This window comes from Flavobacterium notoginsengisoli, assembly GCF_042686225.1.
Lineage (GTDB): Bacteria > Bacteroidota > Bacteroidia > Flavobacteriales > Flavobacteriaceae > Flavobacterium > Flavobacterium notoginsengisoli.
This window is the reverse complement of sequence record NZ_JBHUOT010000012.1, coordinates 169,806-187,237: the sequence shown is the minus strand read 5'-3', so window position 1 is coordinate 187,237 and position 17,432 is coordinate 169,806. Positions and strand designations below refer to the sequence as shown.

Annotated in this window: 14 protein-coding genes; 11 read left to right on the top strand and 3 right to left on the bottom strand. The window is 34.3% G+C overall.

Features of this window, described 5'->3' with window-relative positions; translation table 11 throughout:
- The first annotated feature begins 7 nt into the window (after positions 1-7).
- From ACFS3A_RS22875 to ACFS3A_RS22850, 6 genes are all read left to right on the top strand, one after another.
- Positions 8-520, top strand: coding sequence for a hypothetical protein (locus ACFS3A_RS22875; RefSeq protein ID WP_379827889.1), 513 nt, complete (start codon positions 8-10; stop codon positions 518-520).
- A 235-nt stretch (positions 521-755) separates the two neighbouring features.
- The gene (gene metH, locus ACFS3A_RS22870; protein ID WP_379827888.1) at positions 756-3,431 is read left to right on the top strand and encodes a methionine synthase; all 2,676 of its coding nucleotides are present in this window, start codon (positions 756-758) and stop codon (positions 3,429-3,431) included.
- Between the two features lie 91 nt (positions 3,432-3,522).
- Entirely contained in the window at positions 3,523-4,479 is a 957-nt protein-coding gene (metF, locus tag ACFS3A_RS22865; protein ID WP_121362442.1) for a methylenetetrahydrofolate reductase [NAD(P)H], read from the top strand.
- A gap of 169 nt (positions 4,480-4,648) precedes the next feature.
- A complete protein-coding gene (locus ACFS3A_RS22860) occupies positions 4,649-5,302 on the top strand; it encodes a class I SAM-dependent methyltransferase (protein ID WP_379827887.1) in 654 nt (217 codons plus the stop codon).
- A gap of 190 nt (positions 5,303-5,492) precedes the next feature.
- The gene (locus ACFS3A_RS22855) at positions 5,493-6,716 is read left to right on the top strand and encodes a dicarboxylate/amino acid:cation symporter (RefSeq protein ID WP_379827886.1); all 1,224 of its coding nucleotides are present in this window, start codon (positions 5,493-5,495) and stop codon (positions 6,714-6,716) included.
- 121 nt (positions 6,717-6,837) lie between these two features.
- Positions 6,838-8,244 carry a pyridoxal phosphate-dependent decarboxylase family protein gene (locus tag ACFS3A_RS22850; RefSeq protein ID WP_379827885.1) on the top strand — a complete coding sequence of 469 codons (1,407 nt, stop codon included), beginning with the start codon at positions 6,838-6,840 and terminating at the stop codon, positions 8,242-8,244.
- 84 nt (positions 8,245-8,328) lie between these two features.
- Here ACFS3A_RS22850 and ACFS3A_RS22845 read toward each other — a convergent pair whose 3' ends face one another.
- Together ACFS3A_RS22845 and gldA are read right to left on the bottom strand one after the other, a co-directional pair.
- Positions 8,329-10,446: a TonB-dependent receptor domain-containing protein gene (locus ACFS3A_RS22845; RefSeq protein ID WP_379827884.1), complete on the bottom strand. Its 2,118-nt coding sequence runs from the start codon at positions 10,444-10,446 to the stop codon at positions 8,329-8,331.
- 384 nt (positions 10,447-10,830) lie between these two features.
- Complete coding sequence (gene gldA, locus ACFS3A_RS22840; RefSeq protein ID WP_379827883.1) at positions 10,831-11,727, bottom strand: gliding motility-associated ABC transporter ATP-binding subunit GldA; 897 nt, start codon at positions 11,725-11,727, stop codon at positions 10,831-10,833.
- A 147-nt stretch (positions 11,728-11,874) separates the two neighbouring features.
- On the opposite strand from gldA, the gene ACFS3A_RS22835 reads away from it, so the two are divergent.
- The 5 genes from ACFS3A_RS22835 (at position 11,875) to ACFS3A_RS22815 (ending at position 16,330) form a co-directional block, all read left to right on the top strand.
- Positions 11,875-12,456 carry an outer membrane beta-barrel protein gene (locus tag ACFS3A_RS22835; protein ID WP_379827882.1) on the top strand — a complete coding sequence of 194 codons (582 nt, stop codon included), beginning with the start codon at positions 11,875-11,877 and terminating at the stop codon, positions 12,454-12,456.
- 206 nt (positions 12,457-12,662) lie between these two features.
- Positions 12,663-13,235 carry an outer membrane beta-barrel protein gene (locus ACFS3A_RS22830; protein ID WP_379827881.1) on the top strand — a complete coding sequence of 191 codons (573 nt, stop codon included), beginning with the start codon at positions 12,663-12,665 and terminating at the stop codon, positions 13,233-13,235.
- A 189-nt stretch (positions 13,236-13,424) separates the two neighbouring features.
- On the top strand, positions 13,425-14,009 hold the full coding sequence (locus ACFS3A_RS22825) for an outer membrane beta-barrel protein (protein ID WP_379827880.1): 585 nt from the start codon (positions 13,425-13,427) through the stop codon (positions 14,007-14,009).
- A 15-nt stretch (positions 14,010-14,024) separates the two neighbouring features.
- Positions 14,025-14,615, top strand: coding sequence for an outer membrane beta-barrel protein (locus ACFS3A_RS22820; protein WP_379827879.1), 591 nt, complete (start codon positions 14,025-14,027; stop codon positions 14,613-14,615).
- Positions 14,616-14,983: 368 nt separating this feature from the next.
- A complete protein-coding gene (locus ACFS3A_RS22815) occupies positions 14,984-16,330 on the top strand; it encodes a deoxyguanosinetriphosphate triphosphohydrolase (protein WP_379827878.1) in 1,347 nt (448 codons plus the stop codon).
- A 72-nt stretch (positions 16,331-16,402) separates the two neighbouring features.
- Here the strand turns inward: ACFS3A_RS22815 and ACFS3A_RS22810 are convergent, their stop codons facing one another.
- Complete coding sequence (locus tag ACFS3A_RS22810; RefSeq protein WP_379827877.1) at positions 16,403-17,404, bottom strand: DUF3078 domain-containing protein; 1,002 nt, start codon at positions 17,402-17,404, stop codon at positions 16,403-16,405.
- Between the last annotated feature and the right edge of the window lie 28 nt (positions 17,405-17,432).

Below are 17,432 nucleotides of genomic sequence, written 5' to 3'. Positions count from 1 at the left end.
TAATACCATGAATAAATTAAAAATAATATCAGTTGTATTTATACTTTTTGGTTTGTTTGGCTTCAGAAGTGAAAAATCTTCATTAAAATTTACAAAAGAAATTCCATCTGATTTTTATTTTACAATTAATAATGGTGCAACTGACAGTTATAATTCTCAATATAATAGCTTTTACAGAGATTATCATGATGGAGAAAAAACTATTAAAGTAGAATTGACAAGAGAAGAAAAAGAAAAGATATATGAATTCGTTTTAAGGGTTAAATTTTTTGAAATGCCGATTTTGTTTGAACCGAATGCTAATGATACAAAATGGATTACAAATCCTAGTTTTCAAGAGAGCATTGTAGTTTTCGCAAATGGAAATAAAAAACATGTAAGTTACTATACGGGTCATACCAGTGAAATGAATGAAAAGAAAGCAAAACCTTTTTTAGATTTATATAAAATGATTTGGGAAATTCTTTATAAAAAGAAAGAAATTCAAGAATTGTCAAAATCAGATTACGAATATAGATAATAGAAGTAGGAAAGCAATTTCTTATGAAACCGAATCTGCGTGAGGGATAGAAGTGAAAAGCCCACAGCCTGACGAAGGAAGAGCGAGGACTTGTAACGGATAGCCCGACCCGGAGGGACACGCCCAAAATAATAAACATAAATACCTACAAGGTTTTAAAAACTTTGCAGGAAAGAAGATAGAATAAAAAAACTCAGAATCTAAGCATCTTAGAATCTCAGTAACTTAGAAAGAAATGACAGAAAAAAGAAGAGACCTTGTATTATCAGGATTAGAACCGTTGATTATTACGCCCGAAAGTGTTTTCGTGAATGTTGGTGAGCGTACGAATGTAACAGGTTCAAGAAAATTCCTAAGATTAATCAAGGAAGAGAAATATGACGAGGCGCTTGATATTGCAAGACAACAGGTAGAAGGTGGAGCACAAATTATCGATATTAATATGGATGAAGGAATGCTTGACGGTGTTACTGCAATGACTAAATTTTTGAATTTAATTGCGGCAGAACCAGACATTTCGAGAGTGCCGATTATGATCGACAGTTCGAAATGGGAAATCATCGAAGCCGGTCTTAAAGTAGTACAAGGAAAAAGTGTTGTCAACTCGATTTCGTTAAAAGAAGGGGAAGAAGCATTTATTCATCACGCGCGATTAATCAAACGTTATGGAGCAGCAGCAATTATTATGGCTTTTGACGAAGTTGGTCAGGCTGATAATTACGATCGTCGTGTAGAGATTTGTCAGCGTTCGTATGATATTTTGGTGAACAAAGTAGGATTCCCTCCGCAGGATATTATTTTCGATTTAAATATTTTCCCGGTTGCAACTGGAATGGAAGAACATAGATTGAACGCTTTGGACTTCTTTAGAGGAACAAAATGGGTTCGTGAGAATTTACCTCACGCGCATATCAGCGGTGGAGTGAGTAACGTTTCGTTCTCTTTTAGAGGAAACGATACAGTTCGTGAAGCGATGCACTCGGTGTTTTTATACCACGCCATTAAAAACGGAATGACGATGGGAATCGTTAATCCTGAAATGTTGACGATTTACGATGATATTCCGAAGGATTTATTAGAATACGTTGAAGACGTAATTTTAGATAGACGCGACGATGCGACAGAACGACTTTTGGATTTTGCCGAAAGTGTAAAAGGTGAAGCAAAAAGCGATGAAAAAGCGGTTCAAGAATGGCGTTTTGGAACGGTTCAGGAGCGTATTACACATTCATTGGTAAAAGGAATTGATGCTTTTATTGAAGAAGATGTTGAAGAAGCACGTTTGGCAGCAACAAAACCAATTGAAGTTATCGAAATCAATTTGATGACGGGAATGAATGTGGTTGGAGATTTATTCGGAAGCGGAAAAATGTTCCTGCCTCAGGTGGTAAAATCGGCTCGTGTAATGAAAAAAGCGGTGGCTTATTTATTGCCTTTTATCGAAGCGAGCAAACAAGCGGGAGACAAACAAGGAAACGGAAAAATCCTGATGGCAACCGTAAAAGGCGACGTTCACGATATTGGTAAAAACATCGTTTCGGTGGTTTTGGCTTGTAACAATTACGAGATTGTAGATCTTGGTGTTATGGTTCCTCCGGAAAAAATTATTTCGGCTGCGATTGAACACAATGTTGACATCATCGGTTTAAGTGGATTGATTACACCTTCGCTTGACGAAATGGTGTATTTGGCCAAAGAATTAGACAAACAAGGAATTAAAATCCCGATTATGATTGGCGGGGCAACAACTTCCCGTGCCCATACGGCCGTGAAAATTGCGCCTCAATACAGAGAAACTGTAATTCACGTTAACGATGCTTCTAGAGCCGTTACCGTTGCAGGAAATCTGTTAGATCATAATAGAAAAATATATGCGGCAGATATTCGTGCAGAATACGATTCTTTTAGAGAAACATTTTTAAACCGTTCGAGAGATAAAAACTTCCTGACGATTGAAGATGCCCGTAAAAATAAATTACCATTGGATTGGTCGGAATATACACCGACTAAACCTAAAGTAATTGGCAAACAAATTGTCGAAGTTGAATTGGATGTTTTGGTTCCATATATCGACTGGACGCCGTTTTTCCAGACTTGGGAATTGTACGGAAAATATCCAGCAATTTTAACGGATGAGGTTGTGGGAGAACAAGCGACATCTGTTTTTAACGATGCTCAAGCGATGTTGAAAGTAATTCTGGAAGAGAAAAAACTTAAAGCAAAAGGTATTTACGGAATTTTCCCTGCGAATCAGGTTGACGACGACGATATCGAATTGCGTGATGAAAACGGAAAAGTTCTGGAGAAATTCTTAACGCTTCGTCAGCAATCACAAAAAACAAAAGGCGCGCCGAACATCGCTTTAGCCGATTTTATTCTGCCAAAAGACAGCGGAATAGAAGATTATATGGGAGCTTTCTGCGTAACAACTGGTTTTGGTGTTGACGAATGGGCAGCGGAATACGAAAAGAACTTAGACGATTATAATTCGATTATGGTAAAAGCACTTGCCGATCGTTTTGCTGAGGCTTTCGCCGAATATCTTCACGAAAGAGTTCGTAAAGATTTCTGGGGTTACGATTCAGAAGAATCTTTAACCAATGAAGAATTGATTAAAGAAAGTTATAAAGGAATTCGTCCGGCGCCAGGTTATCCGGCTTGTCCAGATCACTTGGAAAAGCCAACAATCTGGAAACTTTTAAATGTAGCCGAAGAAATTGGAGTTACGTTGACAGAAAGTATGGCAATGTGGCCAGCTTCATCGGTTTCAGGATATTATTTCGGAAACCCAAAAAGCCGATATTTCGGACTCGGAAAAATAAAAGAAGATCAGGTTGTAGATTACGCCAAACGACGCAATGTTCCAACTGATTATGCAATGAAGTGGTTAAACCCTAATATAGCAGATTAACGAAAAGTTATTTTTGTTTCAGGTTTCAAGTTTCAAGTTACAGTAGAGAACTTGAAACTTGGAACCTGAAACTTGAAACAAAAAACAAAAAATGAAAGTAACAGAACATATAGAAAACGCCAAAGGAAAAACATTATTCTCATTTGAAATTATTCCGCCTCAAAAGGGGAAAAGCATTCAGGAATTATACGATAATATTGATCCGTTGATGGAGTTTAATCCGCCGTTTATTGATGTGACGACTTCTCGTGAAGAGTACATTTATATTGATAAAGGTAACGGACTTTTGGATAAAAAACTAACTCGTATGCGTCCAGGAACGCTTGGAATTTGCGCTTCTATAAAACACAAATACAATGTAGATACGGTGCCGCATTTGCTTTGCGGTGGTTTCACTAAAGAAGAAACCGAATACATGCTGGTTGACTGTCATTATTTAGGAATCAACAACGTAATGGCGCTTCGCGGAGATGCGATGAAAGACGAGCAATCTTTTGTGCCAAAAGCGGGAGGAAATCATTATGCAATTGATTTGGTTAAACAAATTAAAGATTTAAACTGTGGGCAATACCTTCACGAAGTAATCGATGCTGATAATAAAGCAGATTTCTGTATTGGCGTTGCGGGATATCCTGAAAAACATTTAGAATCACCATCTTTACAATCTGATTTAAAAAGATTAAAAGAAAAAGTAGACGCAGGAGCTGATTATGTAGTAACACAAATGTTTTTTGACAATGCTAAATATTTTGCCTTTGTAGAAAAAGCCAGAGAAATGGGCATTACCATTCCGATTATTCCGGGAATTAAACCAATTGCAGTTCAAAGACATTTACAGGTTTTACCGCAAATTTTCAGAATCGATTTACCGGAAGATTTAATCGATGCTGTAGACAAATGCAAAAATAACGCTGAAATCAAACAAGTCGGAATCGAATGGGCGGTTCAGCAGTCATTAGAATTAAAAGCCGCGGGAGTTCCGTTTTTACACTATTATTCAATGGGGAAATCTGAGAATATTCGTCAGATTGCGAGTCAGGTTTTTTAATCTGCATACAGTTTGTCATTCTGAGGAACGAAGAATCACACTAGAAATTCCGCAAAGTATGTCGTCCAATCTTTGTAGACATGCGAGTGTAATTCTTCGTTCCTCAGAATGACAAAAAAACTCTTCGAATTTGGATTTTGTTTAATTTAGATACTTAAATTTTCGCACCATGAAACAAGAAGAACTACAAGCCATAGCCTCTCAATTAAAACATCCATCGGGAGAAAAAGGAATTGAAATGGGCAATATGATGAACGAAACGAACATCAATATGACCAAACATTCGATTCTGAATCTAAATATTTCAAACGAAAACAGAATTTTAGAACTAGGCCACGGCAACGCAGGCCACGTTGAGTTTTTGTTTGAACAAGCTGAAAAGCTAAAATATTACGGTTTGGAAATGTCAGAACTGATGTTTCAGGAAGCCCGACAGATCAATCGAAATTTTGTTTCTCAAAAACAAGCTTTCTTTTCACTTTATGATGGAAATACTATTCCGTTTGAAGCTGAATTATTTGATAAAATTTTCACCGTAAATACGATTTATTTCTGGCAAAAACCTGAAGAATTACTTTCAGAAATCTACAGGGTTTTAAAACCAAATGGAAATTTCTGTTTGACATTTGCCGAAGAAGATTTTATGAAAAAACTGCCTTTTACGCAATTTGAATTTGAATTGTACAGTACTGAAAAAGCGCAGGAATTAATCAAAAAATCGGTTTTTAAAATTGTTTATACGGAAACACAGACAGAACAAGTAAAAAGCAAAACCGGCGAATTGGTTGACAGAGCTTTTACGACTATTGTTCTGGAGAAATAGAAGAAATTTTTAAACACATAGAAACATAGATTTTTTTAATTTTAGTTGATAAGAATTAAAAGAAAAATACATTTTTCACACATAGCTATGTTTGTTTAAATAAGTGAAATGCCTTTATAGACAAAGGGAACTATGTTTCTATGTGTTTAAAAAATATAAATATTGCTGAATTCTAAATCCTTGTATCATTATGGAAGTTAAGAAAATCAATTTTTTGCAGAATTACAGCAGTATTTTATGGCTTCTTGGCGGAATTATAATTGGAAGTATTTTCGGATTGGTGTTTGGAGAAGATGTTTTGATCATAAAACCGCTTGGCGATATATTCCTAAATTTACTTTTTACAGCGATTATTCCTCTTATCTTTTTTACAATTGGTTCTTCGATTGCTAATTTGGAAAGAACAGAAAAACTGGGAAAATTGTTTGTTATCATGTTGTTGGTTTTTCTCGGTACAATTCTGATTTCGGCAATTGTGATGATTTGTGCTGTTTATCTTTTTCCAATTCATGAAGATATTGCGATTGCAAAAGTTCCCTTTGAAGAAGTAACCTCAGAATCGGCAGGAGATCAGATAGCAAAACTGCTTACAGCCAATGATTTCTTCGAATTATTATCCCGAAAAAGCATGCTGGCATTGATTATTTTCTCTTTTTTAGTGGGTTTTGCCACATTGCAATCAGGAGAAAAAGGAAGTGCTTTTAAGAGTTTCTTAGATTCAGGAAACGAAGTAATGAAACAACTTTTGAACATCATCATGAAGTTTGCGCCAATTGGTTTAGGAGCTTATTTTGCCTATCAGGTTGGAATTTTTGGGCCACAATTACTGGGAGTTTATGCAAAACCAATGGCGGTTTATTATGGTGCCTGCATTTTCTATTTCTTTGTGTTTTTTAGTTTATATGCATTTGTGGCTGGTGGAAAAAGAGCTTTTAAAGTTTTTTGGAGGAATAATATAACTCCGTCGTTAACTGCAGTTGGAACTTGCAGCAGTATTGCCACGATTCCAGCCAATTTAGAAGCAGCAGAAAAAATGGGAATTCCGGCACATGTTCGTAATTTGGTAATTCCGCTTGGAGCGCCTTTGCATAAAGACGGTTCGAGTATGTCATCCATCTTAAAAATAACTTTTTTGTTTGCCATGTTTGGAAAAGATTTTTCAGATCCGATGACGATTCTTTTAGCGCTCGGAATTACTGTAATAGTTTCCATTGTTGAGGGAGGAATTCCAAACGGAGGTTATATTGGTGAAATCTTAGCCATAACCGTTTATGGTTTTCCGATGGAACAAGCACTTCCGGTTGCCATGATTCTCGGAACGTTAGTTGATCCAATTGCGACTTTATTAAATGCCAACGGAGATGTAATCTGTTCTATGATGGTTTCAAGATTCTCTGAAAAAACTAAATGGTAGCTTTTCTATAAAACTTTAATTCTTTAAAAAATACTAAAAACAACTTGTCTCATGTTGAATGGCTTCTCCCGAGGTTTCGGGACGCTCAGCCTGACAACTCGAAGATTAAATACTCTATACTATGAATTCAATATTACAACACGACCTACACAATTTTGAAAATATCTTAGAAAAGGCAAAACGAGAAGGAATAGCTTTCCTGAATAATCTAGAGAATATACCAACTTCAAACAAGAATACAATTGATGCAAAACGGAGTTTGAATGAATTAGGCATAGGTTCTGAAGAAGCTTTAAAAGAGTTTAAAGAACGATTGGCACCTTTACTAGTTTCGTCTCCTGGGTCACGTTATTGGGGATTTGTAACTGGCGGTTCAACACCGGCTTCTATTGTTGGCGATTGGCTGGCATCGGTTTATGATCAAAATACACAATCGGTAACATCGCAGGGTGGGAATTCGGCTTTAATAGAGTTTGAAACTATTAATTTATTACTCCAACTATTAGAACTTCCCAATTCCTTCTTAGGTGGATTTGTAACGGGAGCAACTATGTCTAATTTTACCAGTTTAGCTGTCGCCAGACAATGGTTTGGAAAACAGTTTGGAAAGGATTTTGCTAAAAACGGAATTTCAGAAACCATTAATATTCTAACGGCAACTCCGCATTCTTCTTCTGTAAAATCATTATCGATGTTAGGAATCGGAAGCCAGAATTATACGGTTGTAAAAACTATTGAAGGCAATCGTGAAGCTTTGGATATTGCAGATTTAGAAGAAAAAATCAAAGCTTTAAATGGAAAACCTTTTATTCTAATTTCGAGTGCTGGGACTGTAAACACAGCAGATTTTGATGATTTTGAAGCGATTGTAAAACTAAAAGGAAAATACAATTTCTGGTGGCATATTGATGGGGCTTTTGGAGGATTTGCTGCGGTTTCTGAGAAATACAAACATTATGTAAAAGGTTGGGAAGGAGCAGACAGTATTACGATTGATTGTCATAAATGGTTGAATGTGCCTTATGAAAGTGCTTTTTATTTGATTAAAAAAGAACACATTAATCTGCAGATTGAAACGTTTCAAAACTCAAATGCTCCCTATCTAGGAAACGCTTTGGAGAATTTTAATTATCTCAATGTAGTTCCTGAAAATTCACGTCGTTTAAGAGCGCTTCCGGTTTGGTTTTCTCTAGTGGCTTATGGAAAAGAAGGTTTTCAGGATTTAATTGAAAAAAGTAATTTACTGGCGCTTCATTTTGCAAATGCACTGGTTGATGATGGAAGATTTGAACTTTTAGCTCCAATTCGACTGAATAATGTTTGTTTTACTTTAAAAGGAAATGAAAATCAGGATAAAGTGAATGAGTTTTTAACGAAGCTAAATGATACTGGAAAAGTATTTATGACACCAACTTTTTATCAAAATAAAAAAGGCATACGAGCTTCATTTGTAAACTGGAGAACAACTGAAGAAGATATTAAGATTGTAATGGAAGTAATGAAGAATATTATTGATGATAATTTCTAAAATATAGAAGAGCCTGTTTGAAGGAACAGGCTCTTAACTAACACAAAAAAAAACAAAAAACAAGGTATTTAAAGAACGAAACTTTTATATACGGTATGTAAATGCAATTGTCGCAATACGATTGTCGAGGTCATATCTCTTGTCAATACTAGTCTGCGCAACTACAGATTTGATGTAGAAATTATTGGTATTGAAAACATCGGTAAAATTCAGTTTGATGTTTCCTTTTTTAGCTAAAACTTGTTTCGAAATTCCGATGCTGAAATCAAAGAAACCATCTCGCTGGTAAACACCCAGATTAGATTTAGATTGATATTGTGCATTTCCTTCGGCTTTCCAGGTATCGGTAATGGTAAACGAATTCTGTACGCTTACATTTAAAGTCATGATGGGATCAATGGTGGAACTGTTTAAGACATTCCCCGCAAATTTGTTTTCAAAAACATTAAATAAAGTATTTACAGACCACCATTTATTTAATTCGGTAGTATTGGTAATGTTTACTCCATAATTATAAGACTTGTCAACATTGATCTGAGTCGTAATTGTCGTATTAGTGTCTGGGTTATAATTATAAACTTCAGTAAAGACATTTTTTGTACTATTGAAATAAACCGAAGCCATAAAATTACTTTTCCAGGCGTAACCAATTTCCATTGCATGTGTAATCTCAGGAATCAAATTAGGATTTCCCTGTGAATAATTGAAGGAATCGTCATAGAAACGGAACGGATTCAAATCAAACTGACTAGGTCTGTTGATTCTTTTGCTGTAAGAAGCGTGAGCAGAATGATTGCTGGTAAATTCATATTTTAAAGAAAGGCTTGGAAACCATTTTAAATAATCATCTTTATGCTGTTCATTTAATGTTTTCTGATCAATATCGATTGCCGTGTATTCAGTTCTTAAACCAGCTTGAATGTTTAATTTTTCTAACTGATATTTATAATTCGCGTAAGCGGCATAAATCTGCTCGTTATATTCAAAATGATTGGTCGAATTAAAATCGATTAACCATTGATTGTTATCGTAATATTCGTAAACAGAAGGATTGTCGTTATTTTTAATGCTGGCCTTGAAACCCCATTCTAGAGATTGTTTTTCTTTAAACGGATTTACAAAATCAACTTTTCCTGTAAATACTTTTAACTGAGAAGGAATATAACCACGACGATCGTTTACAGTCGTTGCATTAGCTGTATTATCAGCGCTTTGAAACTGATTTGATCTAAATTTTGAAGTTTCATATTCAAAATCAAAAGTCATGTTTTTTCCCTCGGTATTAAATTTGTGAACTCCAGAAAAAGCATACGTGTAATCAAACCATTTTTCTTTACTGTCGTTATAAGTAACAGCATCAAAAATAGGTTGATTGGCTGTGTTTACAACCGTATTTGTCCCGTTAGCCATATTTTGATAACGGCCAATTTTGGCATCAACATAGACTTCTAAATTGGTTTTAGGAGAAACTTCATACTGTGTTCCAATTTTGAAATTGTTAGAAGTCAAAGGCTCATCTGTAATGGATGTCTGATGATTTTTGCTGGCAATTTCTTGACGCGTCTGATCTGTAAACTGAACTTGATTGAATTCTTTATGTTCTTCTTCGCCTCGGAAAGTATAACTGTAGTTTCCAAAAACGCCCCATTTTTCTTTATTATAATTTAAATTGAATCCAGAATTTGTTCTGTTTTTTCTACCTCGGCCATAACTCGTAAAGGCTGTTCCTTTTAATCCAGAAGCATTTGGCTTCTTTAGAATAATATTGATAATTCCGGCTTTACCTGCAGCATCATATTTAGAAGAAGGATTAGTAATAACTTCAATTTGTTTAATATTGGATGAGGTAGTAGCTTTTAAGTAATTAGCTAATTCTTTCTGCGAAAGCTGTGTCAGTTTGCCATTAATCATAACAGCAACACCTTGTTGTCCACGAATAGACAAATCGCCGTCCTGAGACACCACAACGCCTGGCGCACGTGATAATACATCAAGCGCGGTTCCGCCCTCAGAAACGATGCTGTTTTCTACATTAAAAACAAGACGGTCTGACTTTTGTGTGTATAAAACTTTCTTTTTGCTAATCACAATTTCATCTAATGCATTTATAGTGGTTTCAACAATGCTGTCATTTTTTTCTTTTTCCTGAGAAAATCCATATACCGAAAAAGCAAGCATAATGGACGTTATAATATTTTTCATTTTGTTTAAATTTTGGCACTTTCTAAATCAGGATTTAGGAAGTAATCTTTTTTAAGTTTTTTAATTAGAAATTTATTGCAACACAATTTTTTCTAATTGATTGGAAAACTTCTTTTGAAGACTTGATGCGTAAATTAAAACTGCAGAAATGTTTTTTTTAATGGTGTGGAATGTACGTAACATACTTGTGGCATTTATATTTTGATTTGCCAAAGATATAACTATTTATAATAAGTCTAAATAAAAACAACGTTTATTTTTAATGAAAAATCATTAATTTGTTGATTTATAAAGGAAAAGTAATGAAATGAAATAGGAAAGAGGCCTGTTTTTATTTAAAAACAGGCCTCTTTTTTAGTAAATATAAGAGTATAGACTATATTTTTATTTGGTTATTTCTCTAAAAACAGCCTCCAGGTTTTTATTTTTTTGATTCAGTTGTAAAGTTTTTAAACCATTTTCATTTGCAAAATCAAAAATGGCAGGACGCATATCTTTATCGGTGATGAAGGTTAATTCCCAGGTCATGTCATGTGTATTGACATAAGAAGAAATGTTTTCTAATTTAGCTAAAAGCTGTTCTTCTACTTTGTAATCAAACTCAACTTCAACAACTTGTTCTTTATCCGTGGTAACCAAATGGTCTAGTTTATTGTCGGCAACGATTTGTCCTTTGTCAATAATTATGACACGGTCACAGATAGCTTCGACTTCCTGCATGATGTGAGTGGATAAAAAAACAGTTTTATCTTTCCCCGCATTTTTGATCACATTTCGAATTTCCATTAACTGATTCGGATCCAGACCTGTAGTTGGTTCATCCAAAATTAAAACATCAGGATTATGTAGTAAAGCATTCGCAAGTCCCACACGCTGGCGGTATCCTTTAGAAAGCTGACTAATTTTTTTATGGCTTTCTGGTGTCAGTCCTGTCAGTTGAATAACTTCTTCAATTCTTGATTTTTGTACGTTGTAAACATCAGCATTAAAAGCCAAATACTCACGAACATACAAATCCAAATATAGCGGATTATGCTCTGGTAAATACCCAATAGAGCGTTGTACTTCTTTTGCATTTGTCATGACATCGTGACCATTTACAAGGGCTGAGCCACTATCGGCAAGTAAATATGTGGTCAAAATTTTCATCAAAGTAGATTTTCCAGCTCCGTTGGGACCAAGAAATCCTACGATTTCTCCTTTCTCAATTTTAAAAGAAATTTCATTTAAAGCTTTTTGCTCTCCGTAACTTTTTGATATGCTGTTTACTTCTATCGACATGACTTTTTATTTGTTACAAAAGTAAACAGAAATAGTTTCGATTGCTACATTTTGCCTTCTAAAGTAATTATTAAAAAAATCATAAAGACCTTTATTCACGGCATTGTTATTGTTAAAGGAATGCTAAAATTAAAATAAACCCAAATCATGAAAAAAATTTTAGTGATGGCAGCTTTGGCTATCTGCAGTTTTGCAAATGCACAAAAAGGAACAATCTTAGTTGGTGGAAACATTGGTTACACTTCTGAAAAATCAGAATTCAGATTTAGCGAGGCTAAAGCAAGTACTTTTACTTTCTCTCCTAAAGTAGGTTACCAATTTCACGAAAACTGGACAGTTGGAGGAGAACTTTCATTAAGCTCAACTGATGTTGAGAATCCAACTGAAAAATACAAAGACAATAAATTTAGAACTGGAGGTTTTGTACGTTATACGAAATCATTAAGCCAGACTTTTTCTGTTTTTGCTGATATGGGAGCAGGTTTCCAATCGGTAAAGAATAAAGATTATGCTGCTAATAATAGTTATGTAAGATACAAAGGAGATGGTGTTTATGTAGATGTAACTCCGGCGCTTTTCATCAACATGAAAAAAGGTTTTGGTCTTAACTTCAGCATTGGTGGTTTAGGATACGAAACATTAAGCTATGATGACAATGGAGAAGACTACAGTAATTTCTACTTCAATTTCGGTAAAACATTTAATATCGGGATTTCTAAAAACTTCTAATCTTAAGTTTTATAAATTCAATTTCAGAAAGCATCCGCTACAGCGGATGCTTTTTTTTTAACTATTTCTTGTTATTATTTTGATTTTTCACCCTTTAATACTAGAGCGTTATTAATTAATTGCTAAGAAAATTATTACTGATTTATGCTGGTATTTAAATTGTTGTTTATCTATGAAATCTTAAATAAACATTAAACATGAAAAAAATGCTACTTATTCTTGCACTGTCAGTATTTGGCTTTGCAAATGCCCAAAAGGGAACGGTTTTAGTCGGTGGAAATATTGGTTATACTTCAACTAATAGAGAATTTCAAACAGGAAAAAACAAAAACAATCAGTTTAATTTTTCTCCCAGAGTTGGTTATCAGTTTAACGATAACTGGACTGTTGGAGGGGAGTTTGTTGTTGCTTCTTCAAAAAGTGAATTTGAAGGTATTACAGAATCAAAAATTAATAATTTTAAAGCGGGTGCATTTTTACGTTATGCTGTCCCGTTGAGTGAAACCTTTTCTGTATTTGCTGATTTAGGAGCTGGTTTCCAAAATGAAAAGAATAAAGTAAATTCAGCAGTAGGTGCAAGCGAATCTAAAGCAGACGGTTTCTATGCCGGCGTAACTCCTGCACTTTTCATCAATATGAAAAAAGGTTTTGGTCTTAACTTCAGCATTGGAGGTTTAGGATACGAAACATTAAGCTATGATAACAACGGACCAGATGTTAATAGTTTCTATTTCAACTTTGGTAAAACAGTTAATATTGGAGTTTCTAAAAACTTCTAATTTTAAATTTTATAAATTCAATTTCAGAAGCACTCCTGTTTGGGGTGCTTTTTTGTTTAATGAAAAATGAGTTTTATTTTTTTTAGGATTAAACAATTGGTAGTTAATTCTTTAATGATTTAGTTTAGAACGGTTAAAAATAGTGGCATTATAGTTGTGAAATACGTATGAATTTAAATACAAACAATTATGAAAAAAATGTTACTTGTTCTTGCACTAGCTGTGTGTAGTTATGCAAATGCCCAAAAAGGGTCTGTTTTAGTTATGGGAAGTATTGAATATAATTCTCAAAAAACCTCTTATCCATTAGGCGATAATACCCGAGACTATTTTGGTTTTTTACCTAAGGTTGGATATCAATTTCATGAAAATTGGACGGCAGGTCTAGAAGCCAATATAGGAACTTTTAAAAATCAGGATGAGAATGTTACACTGCAAAAAACTACTAATTTTTCAGCTGGCGGGTTTATTCGTTATTCTAAACCGTTGAATGAAACTTTTTCATTTTATACCGATTTAGGTCTTGGTTTTCAAAGTAGAAAAGAAACAGTTAATTCTCCTTCATTTCCATTGGACGAGGAAAAAGGAGACGGAATGTATGTTAACGTTACGCCAGCTATATTTATTAATGTTCACAAAGGTTTCGGTTTGAACTTTAATATAGGTGGATTAGGTTATAATACCTTGAGTTATGATAATAACGGGAGAGATGTAAAAACCTTAAATTTTACTCTAGGGCGTGCATTTTCTATAGGTGTTTCAAAGAACTTCTAATCTAAAACAGATACGATGAAAAAAATATTAGTTGTTCTTGCATTGTTTGTTTTTAGCTTTGCAAATGCTCAAAAAGGATCAATTTTAGTTATGGGAAGCGTAACTTATTATTCTACTAACACTTCTACTTCACTTGGAGAAAGTAAACAAAATACCATTAATCTTCAACCCAAAATTGGATATCAGTTTCATGAAAATTGGACAGCAGGTGTTGAAGCTAATTTTACAAATACCAAACAGAATTTTTACACCGAAAGTCAATATAAAGACAATGCTTATTCTTTAGGAGGTTTTTTGCGTTATACCAAAGCTTTAAATAATACTTTTTCAGCCTATGCAGATTTGGGTGTTGGCTATCAAAACAGAAGACAGATAAATACAATTGCGTCTGGCAGGTATTATACTGATAGTGATGGAATGTATGCTAGTATAACACCGGCTCTTTTTATTAATGTCTCAAAAGGTTTTGGTTTGAATTTTAACGTTGGAGGATTAAAATATGACATAATGAATTATGATGGTACTCCTGGAAATAGCTATAAAACAAAATCATTTCAATTTAATTTAGGACAGGCAATTTCTGTGGGAGTTTCTAAAAACTTTTAGTTTTCAATTTAAATAAAGATGAAAAGCACTCTGGTTGGAGTGCTTTTTTATTTGCTAAAGTTCTTATAAAAATTAAAAGTTGTCGTATAGCCCCGATAGAAGTGACATCCTTTTTCTTGCTCCTTTAGCAAGGAAAAGATATAACGGATAGCGGGACTGGATGTAATTTTGAAACCGAAAATTTTCTGCTTCAAATAAAAAAAAGAATGCCAACAAAAGTGAAACCGAAACGAAATCATAACTAAATTCGGTCTCACTAAAACTTAAATCAAATTAATTGAGTGCCTATTTTTATCCTAAAATAAAACGTATTTTTGACGTTTAGATGAAAAATCTAAAATCTAAAATCAGAAATCTAAAATTCAAAAATGAACTGGGAACAACTTTTATCCTTAAAACGTCAGGGAGATACAAGCAAAAGATTACGTGTAGAACAAGATGATACTCGTTTGGGGTTTGAAGTAGATTATGACCGAATTATATTTTCCTCTGCTTTTAGAAGTTTACAAGATAAAACACAAGTTATTCCGCTTTCTAAAACCGATTTCGTGCATACGCGTTTAACGCACAGTTTGGAAGTTTCGGTTGTTGGACGTTCGCTTGGACGTTTGGTAGGAAAGAAAATCATTGAGAAATATCCGTATTTAAAAGAAATTCACGGTTATCATATGAACGATTTCGGTGCAATTGTGGCAGCAGCTTCATTGGCGCACGATATTGGAAATCCGCCTTTTGGACATTCCGGAGAAAAAGCAATCGGGGAATATTTTTCCATTGGAAACGGGCAGAAATTCAGAAATCAGTTAACCGATAAACAATGGCAGGATCTAATTGATTTTGAGGGGAATGCTAACGGATTTTCGGTTCTTACAGCGAGCCGTCCAGGAATTGAAGGTGGACTGCGTATTTCGTATGCAACTCTTGGGGCTTTTATGAAATATCCAAAAGAAAGTCTTCCGAAAAAGCCAACCAATGATATAGCAGATAAAAAATACGGTTTCTTTCAATCCGATAAATTGTTTTTTGAAGAAGTTGCCAAAGATATGGGAATGATTGCCAATAAATCTGGAGAAAATATTGGTTTTGAAAGACATCCTTTAGCGTACTTAGTTGAAGCTGCAGATGATATTTGCTACACTATTATTGATTTTGAAGACGGAATAAATTTAGGTTTGGTTTCTGAAGATTATGCTTTAGAATATTTGATTAAACTGGTAAAAGATAATATTGGAGTTGCTAAATACAAAACGTTAGAAACCAAAGAAGACAGAATCAGTTATCTGCGTGCACTTGCCATTGGATCTTTAATTAATGATGCGGTAGAGGTTTTTATTGAGAATGAAGAAGCAATTTTGGCTGGAAAATTCCCTTATGCTTTAACTGACAAGAGCAAATATAAAGCACAGATGAATGACATCATCAAACTTAGCGTTGAAAAGATCTATCAAAGCCGAGAAGTAATTGAGAAAGAAATTGTAGGTTATCAGATTATCCAGACGTTATTGGATAAATTTATAACTGCTTTTAATAATAAATATGAAGGAACAGCTTCAAATTATGACAAGTTAATTTTGAAAATGCTCCCGGAAAAACATCATTTAGATAAAGGGAATTTGTATGAACGTTTATTGCACATCTGCCATTATGTTTCATTACTTACCGACGGAAATGCATTGGAATTGTATGAAACAATTCAGGGGCAGAAAAAGCGTTAAATACATTTTGCCAGAAATAAAAAAGCATCTTTTAGAATTCTAAAAGATGCTTTTTTATTTTTATAGTGTTCATTATTTGAAAGCATAAACCAGACCAACTCCCAAAACTTGTCTTAACTGCATTCTTGGTCCGTCGTTTACCTGGCTTTTTGTTCCTGTAGTTGGATCAACAACATCTTTTTTAGTCTTAATATCGTCGTCATAAATTAAGTGAACTCCAATGTTAGCCTTAACGTAAGCGTTAACCACAAGGTCTAAACGAGTATCATAATCGATATCGACATTTCCGAATTTATTTAGGTAATCGGTATATAGACTTAATCGGTTTTCGTAAAAAACGTTTTTATATATTTCGTTTTTCATGTAACCAGTAAAAAGAATACCAAATTCGGCTTTTACCTTTTGACCTTCTTCAATTAATATTTGCTGTGTAGGATCTAGCGGATCTGGCGCATAAATTGCCTTTTTAACCCCGAAAGAACCTTGATTAGCAAGATATTGATCTAATACTAAAGTGGTCTTTAACGTAATAGGAGAGAAGTAAAACACTCTGTTTTTAGCTTTATTAGCATTCTCAGCTCCGGCTCCCAGAAAGATATAAGCTGGGGCAAAAGGTTTAGAGATAGCAACGTCTCTGTTTGGATAGTTATAACCGTTTGTAAACTGTGTATTGAAATTTAATTTTGAAGAATAATACCAGTTCGATGCCGTATCTTTTCTGAACCCATAAGTTGAGTTGAACTGGAGAGCGTCGTCAGTTTTTCTTAATTCGGTTCCGTCTTGTTTATTTAAACCATATTTTACGATAAGTTCGTTTACCCATTTATGATTTTTCTTTGCATAGGTTCTTCCAAATTCACCTTTAAATAAACCTGAAATAGAACTTGTTCCCCCGGCACTCCAGTTGACAAAAGCAATTTCTGAAATGTCAAATCCTAATTGATTCTTTTTTGACCAGTTGGAAGGCGGTTTTGGCGCCTGATTTGGACTCAAAGTCGTTTGTATGATTTGTGCAAAACTGCTCGAGGCAGATAAAAGTAAAAATAATAAAAGGGTAGAACGCAATAATTTCATTAGGTAATTTTTTTGGTATCGCAAAATA

What these genes read in the sequence shown, in the direction of transcription:
- ACFS3A_RS22875 (WP_379827889.1), top strand. Translation starts at nt 8, where the DNA reads ATGAATAAATTAAAAATAATATCAGTTGTATTTATACTTTTTGGTTTG.
- metH (WP_379827888.1), top strand. Translation starts at nt 756, where the DNA reads ATGACAGAAAAAAGAAGAGACCTTGTATTATCAGGATTAGAACCGTTG.
- metF (WP_121362442.1), top strand. Translation starts at nt 3,523, where the DNA reads ATGAAAGTAACAGAACATATAGAAAACGCCAAAGGAAAAACATTATTC.
- ACFS3A_RS22860 (WP_379827887.1), top strand. Translation starts at nt 4,649, where the DNA reads ATGAAACAAGAAGAACTACAAGCCATAGCCTCTCAATTAAAACATCCA.
- ACFS3A_RS22855 (WP_379827886.1), top strand. Translation starts at nt 5,493, where the DNA reads ATGGAAGTTAAGAAAATCAATTTTTTGCAGAATTACAGCAGTATTTTA.
- ACFS3A_RS22850 (WP_379827885.1), top strand. Translation starts at nt 6,838, where the DNA reads ATGAATTCAATATTACAACACGACCTACACAATTTTGAAAATATCTTA.
- ACFS3A_RS22845 (WP_379827884.1), bottom strand. Translation starts at nt 10,446, where the DNA reads ATGAAAAATATTATAACGTCCATTATGCTTGCTTTTTCGGTATATGGA.
- gldA (WP_379827883.1), bottom strand. Translation starts at nt 11,727, where the DNA reads ATGTCGATAGAAGTAAACAGCATATCAAAAAGTTACGGAGAGCAAAAA.
- ACFS3A_RS22835 (WP_379827882.1), top strand. Translation starts at nt 11,875, where the DNA reads ATGAAAAAAATTTTAGTGATGGCAGCTTTGGCTATCTGCAGTTTTGCA.
- ACFS3A_RS22830 (WP_379827881.1), top strand. Translation starts at nt 12,663, where the DNA reads ATGCTACTTATTCTTGCACTGTCAGTATTTGGCTTTGCAAATGCCCAA.
- ACFS3A_RS22825 (WP_379827880.1), top strand. Translation starts at nt 13,425, where the DNA reads ATGAAAAAAATGTTACTTGTTCTTGCACTAGCTGTGTGTAGTTATGCA.
- ACFS3A_RS22820 (WP_379827879.1), top strand. Translation starts at nt 14,025, where the DNA reads ATGAAAAAAATATTAGTTGTTCTTGCATTGTTTGTTTTTAGCTTTGCA.
- ACFS3A_RS22815 (WP_379827878.1), top strand. Translation starts at nt 14,984, where the DNA reads ATGAACTGGGAACAACTTTTATCCTTAAAACGTCAGGGAGATACAAGC.
- ACFS3A_RS22810 (WP_379827877.1), bottom strand. Translation starts at nt 17,404, where the DNA reads ATGAAATTATTGCGTTCTACCCTTTTATTATTTTTACTTTTATCTGCC.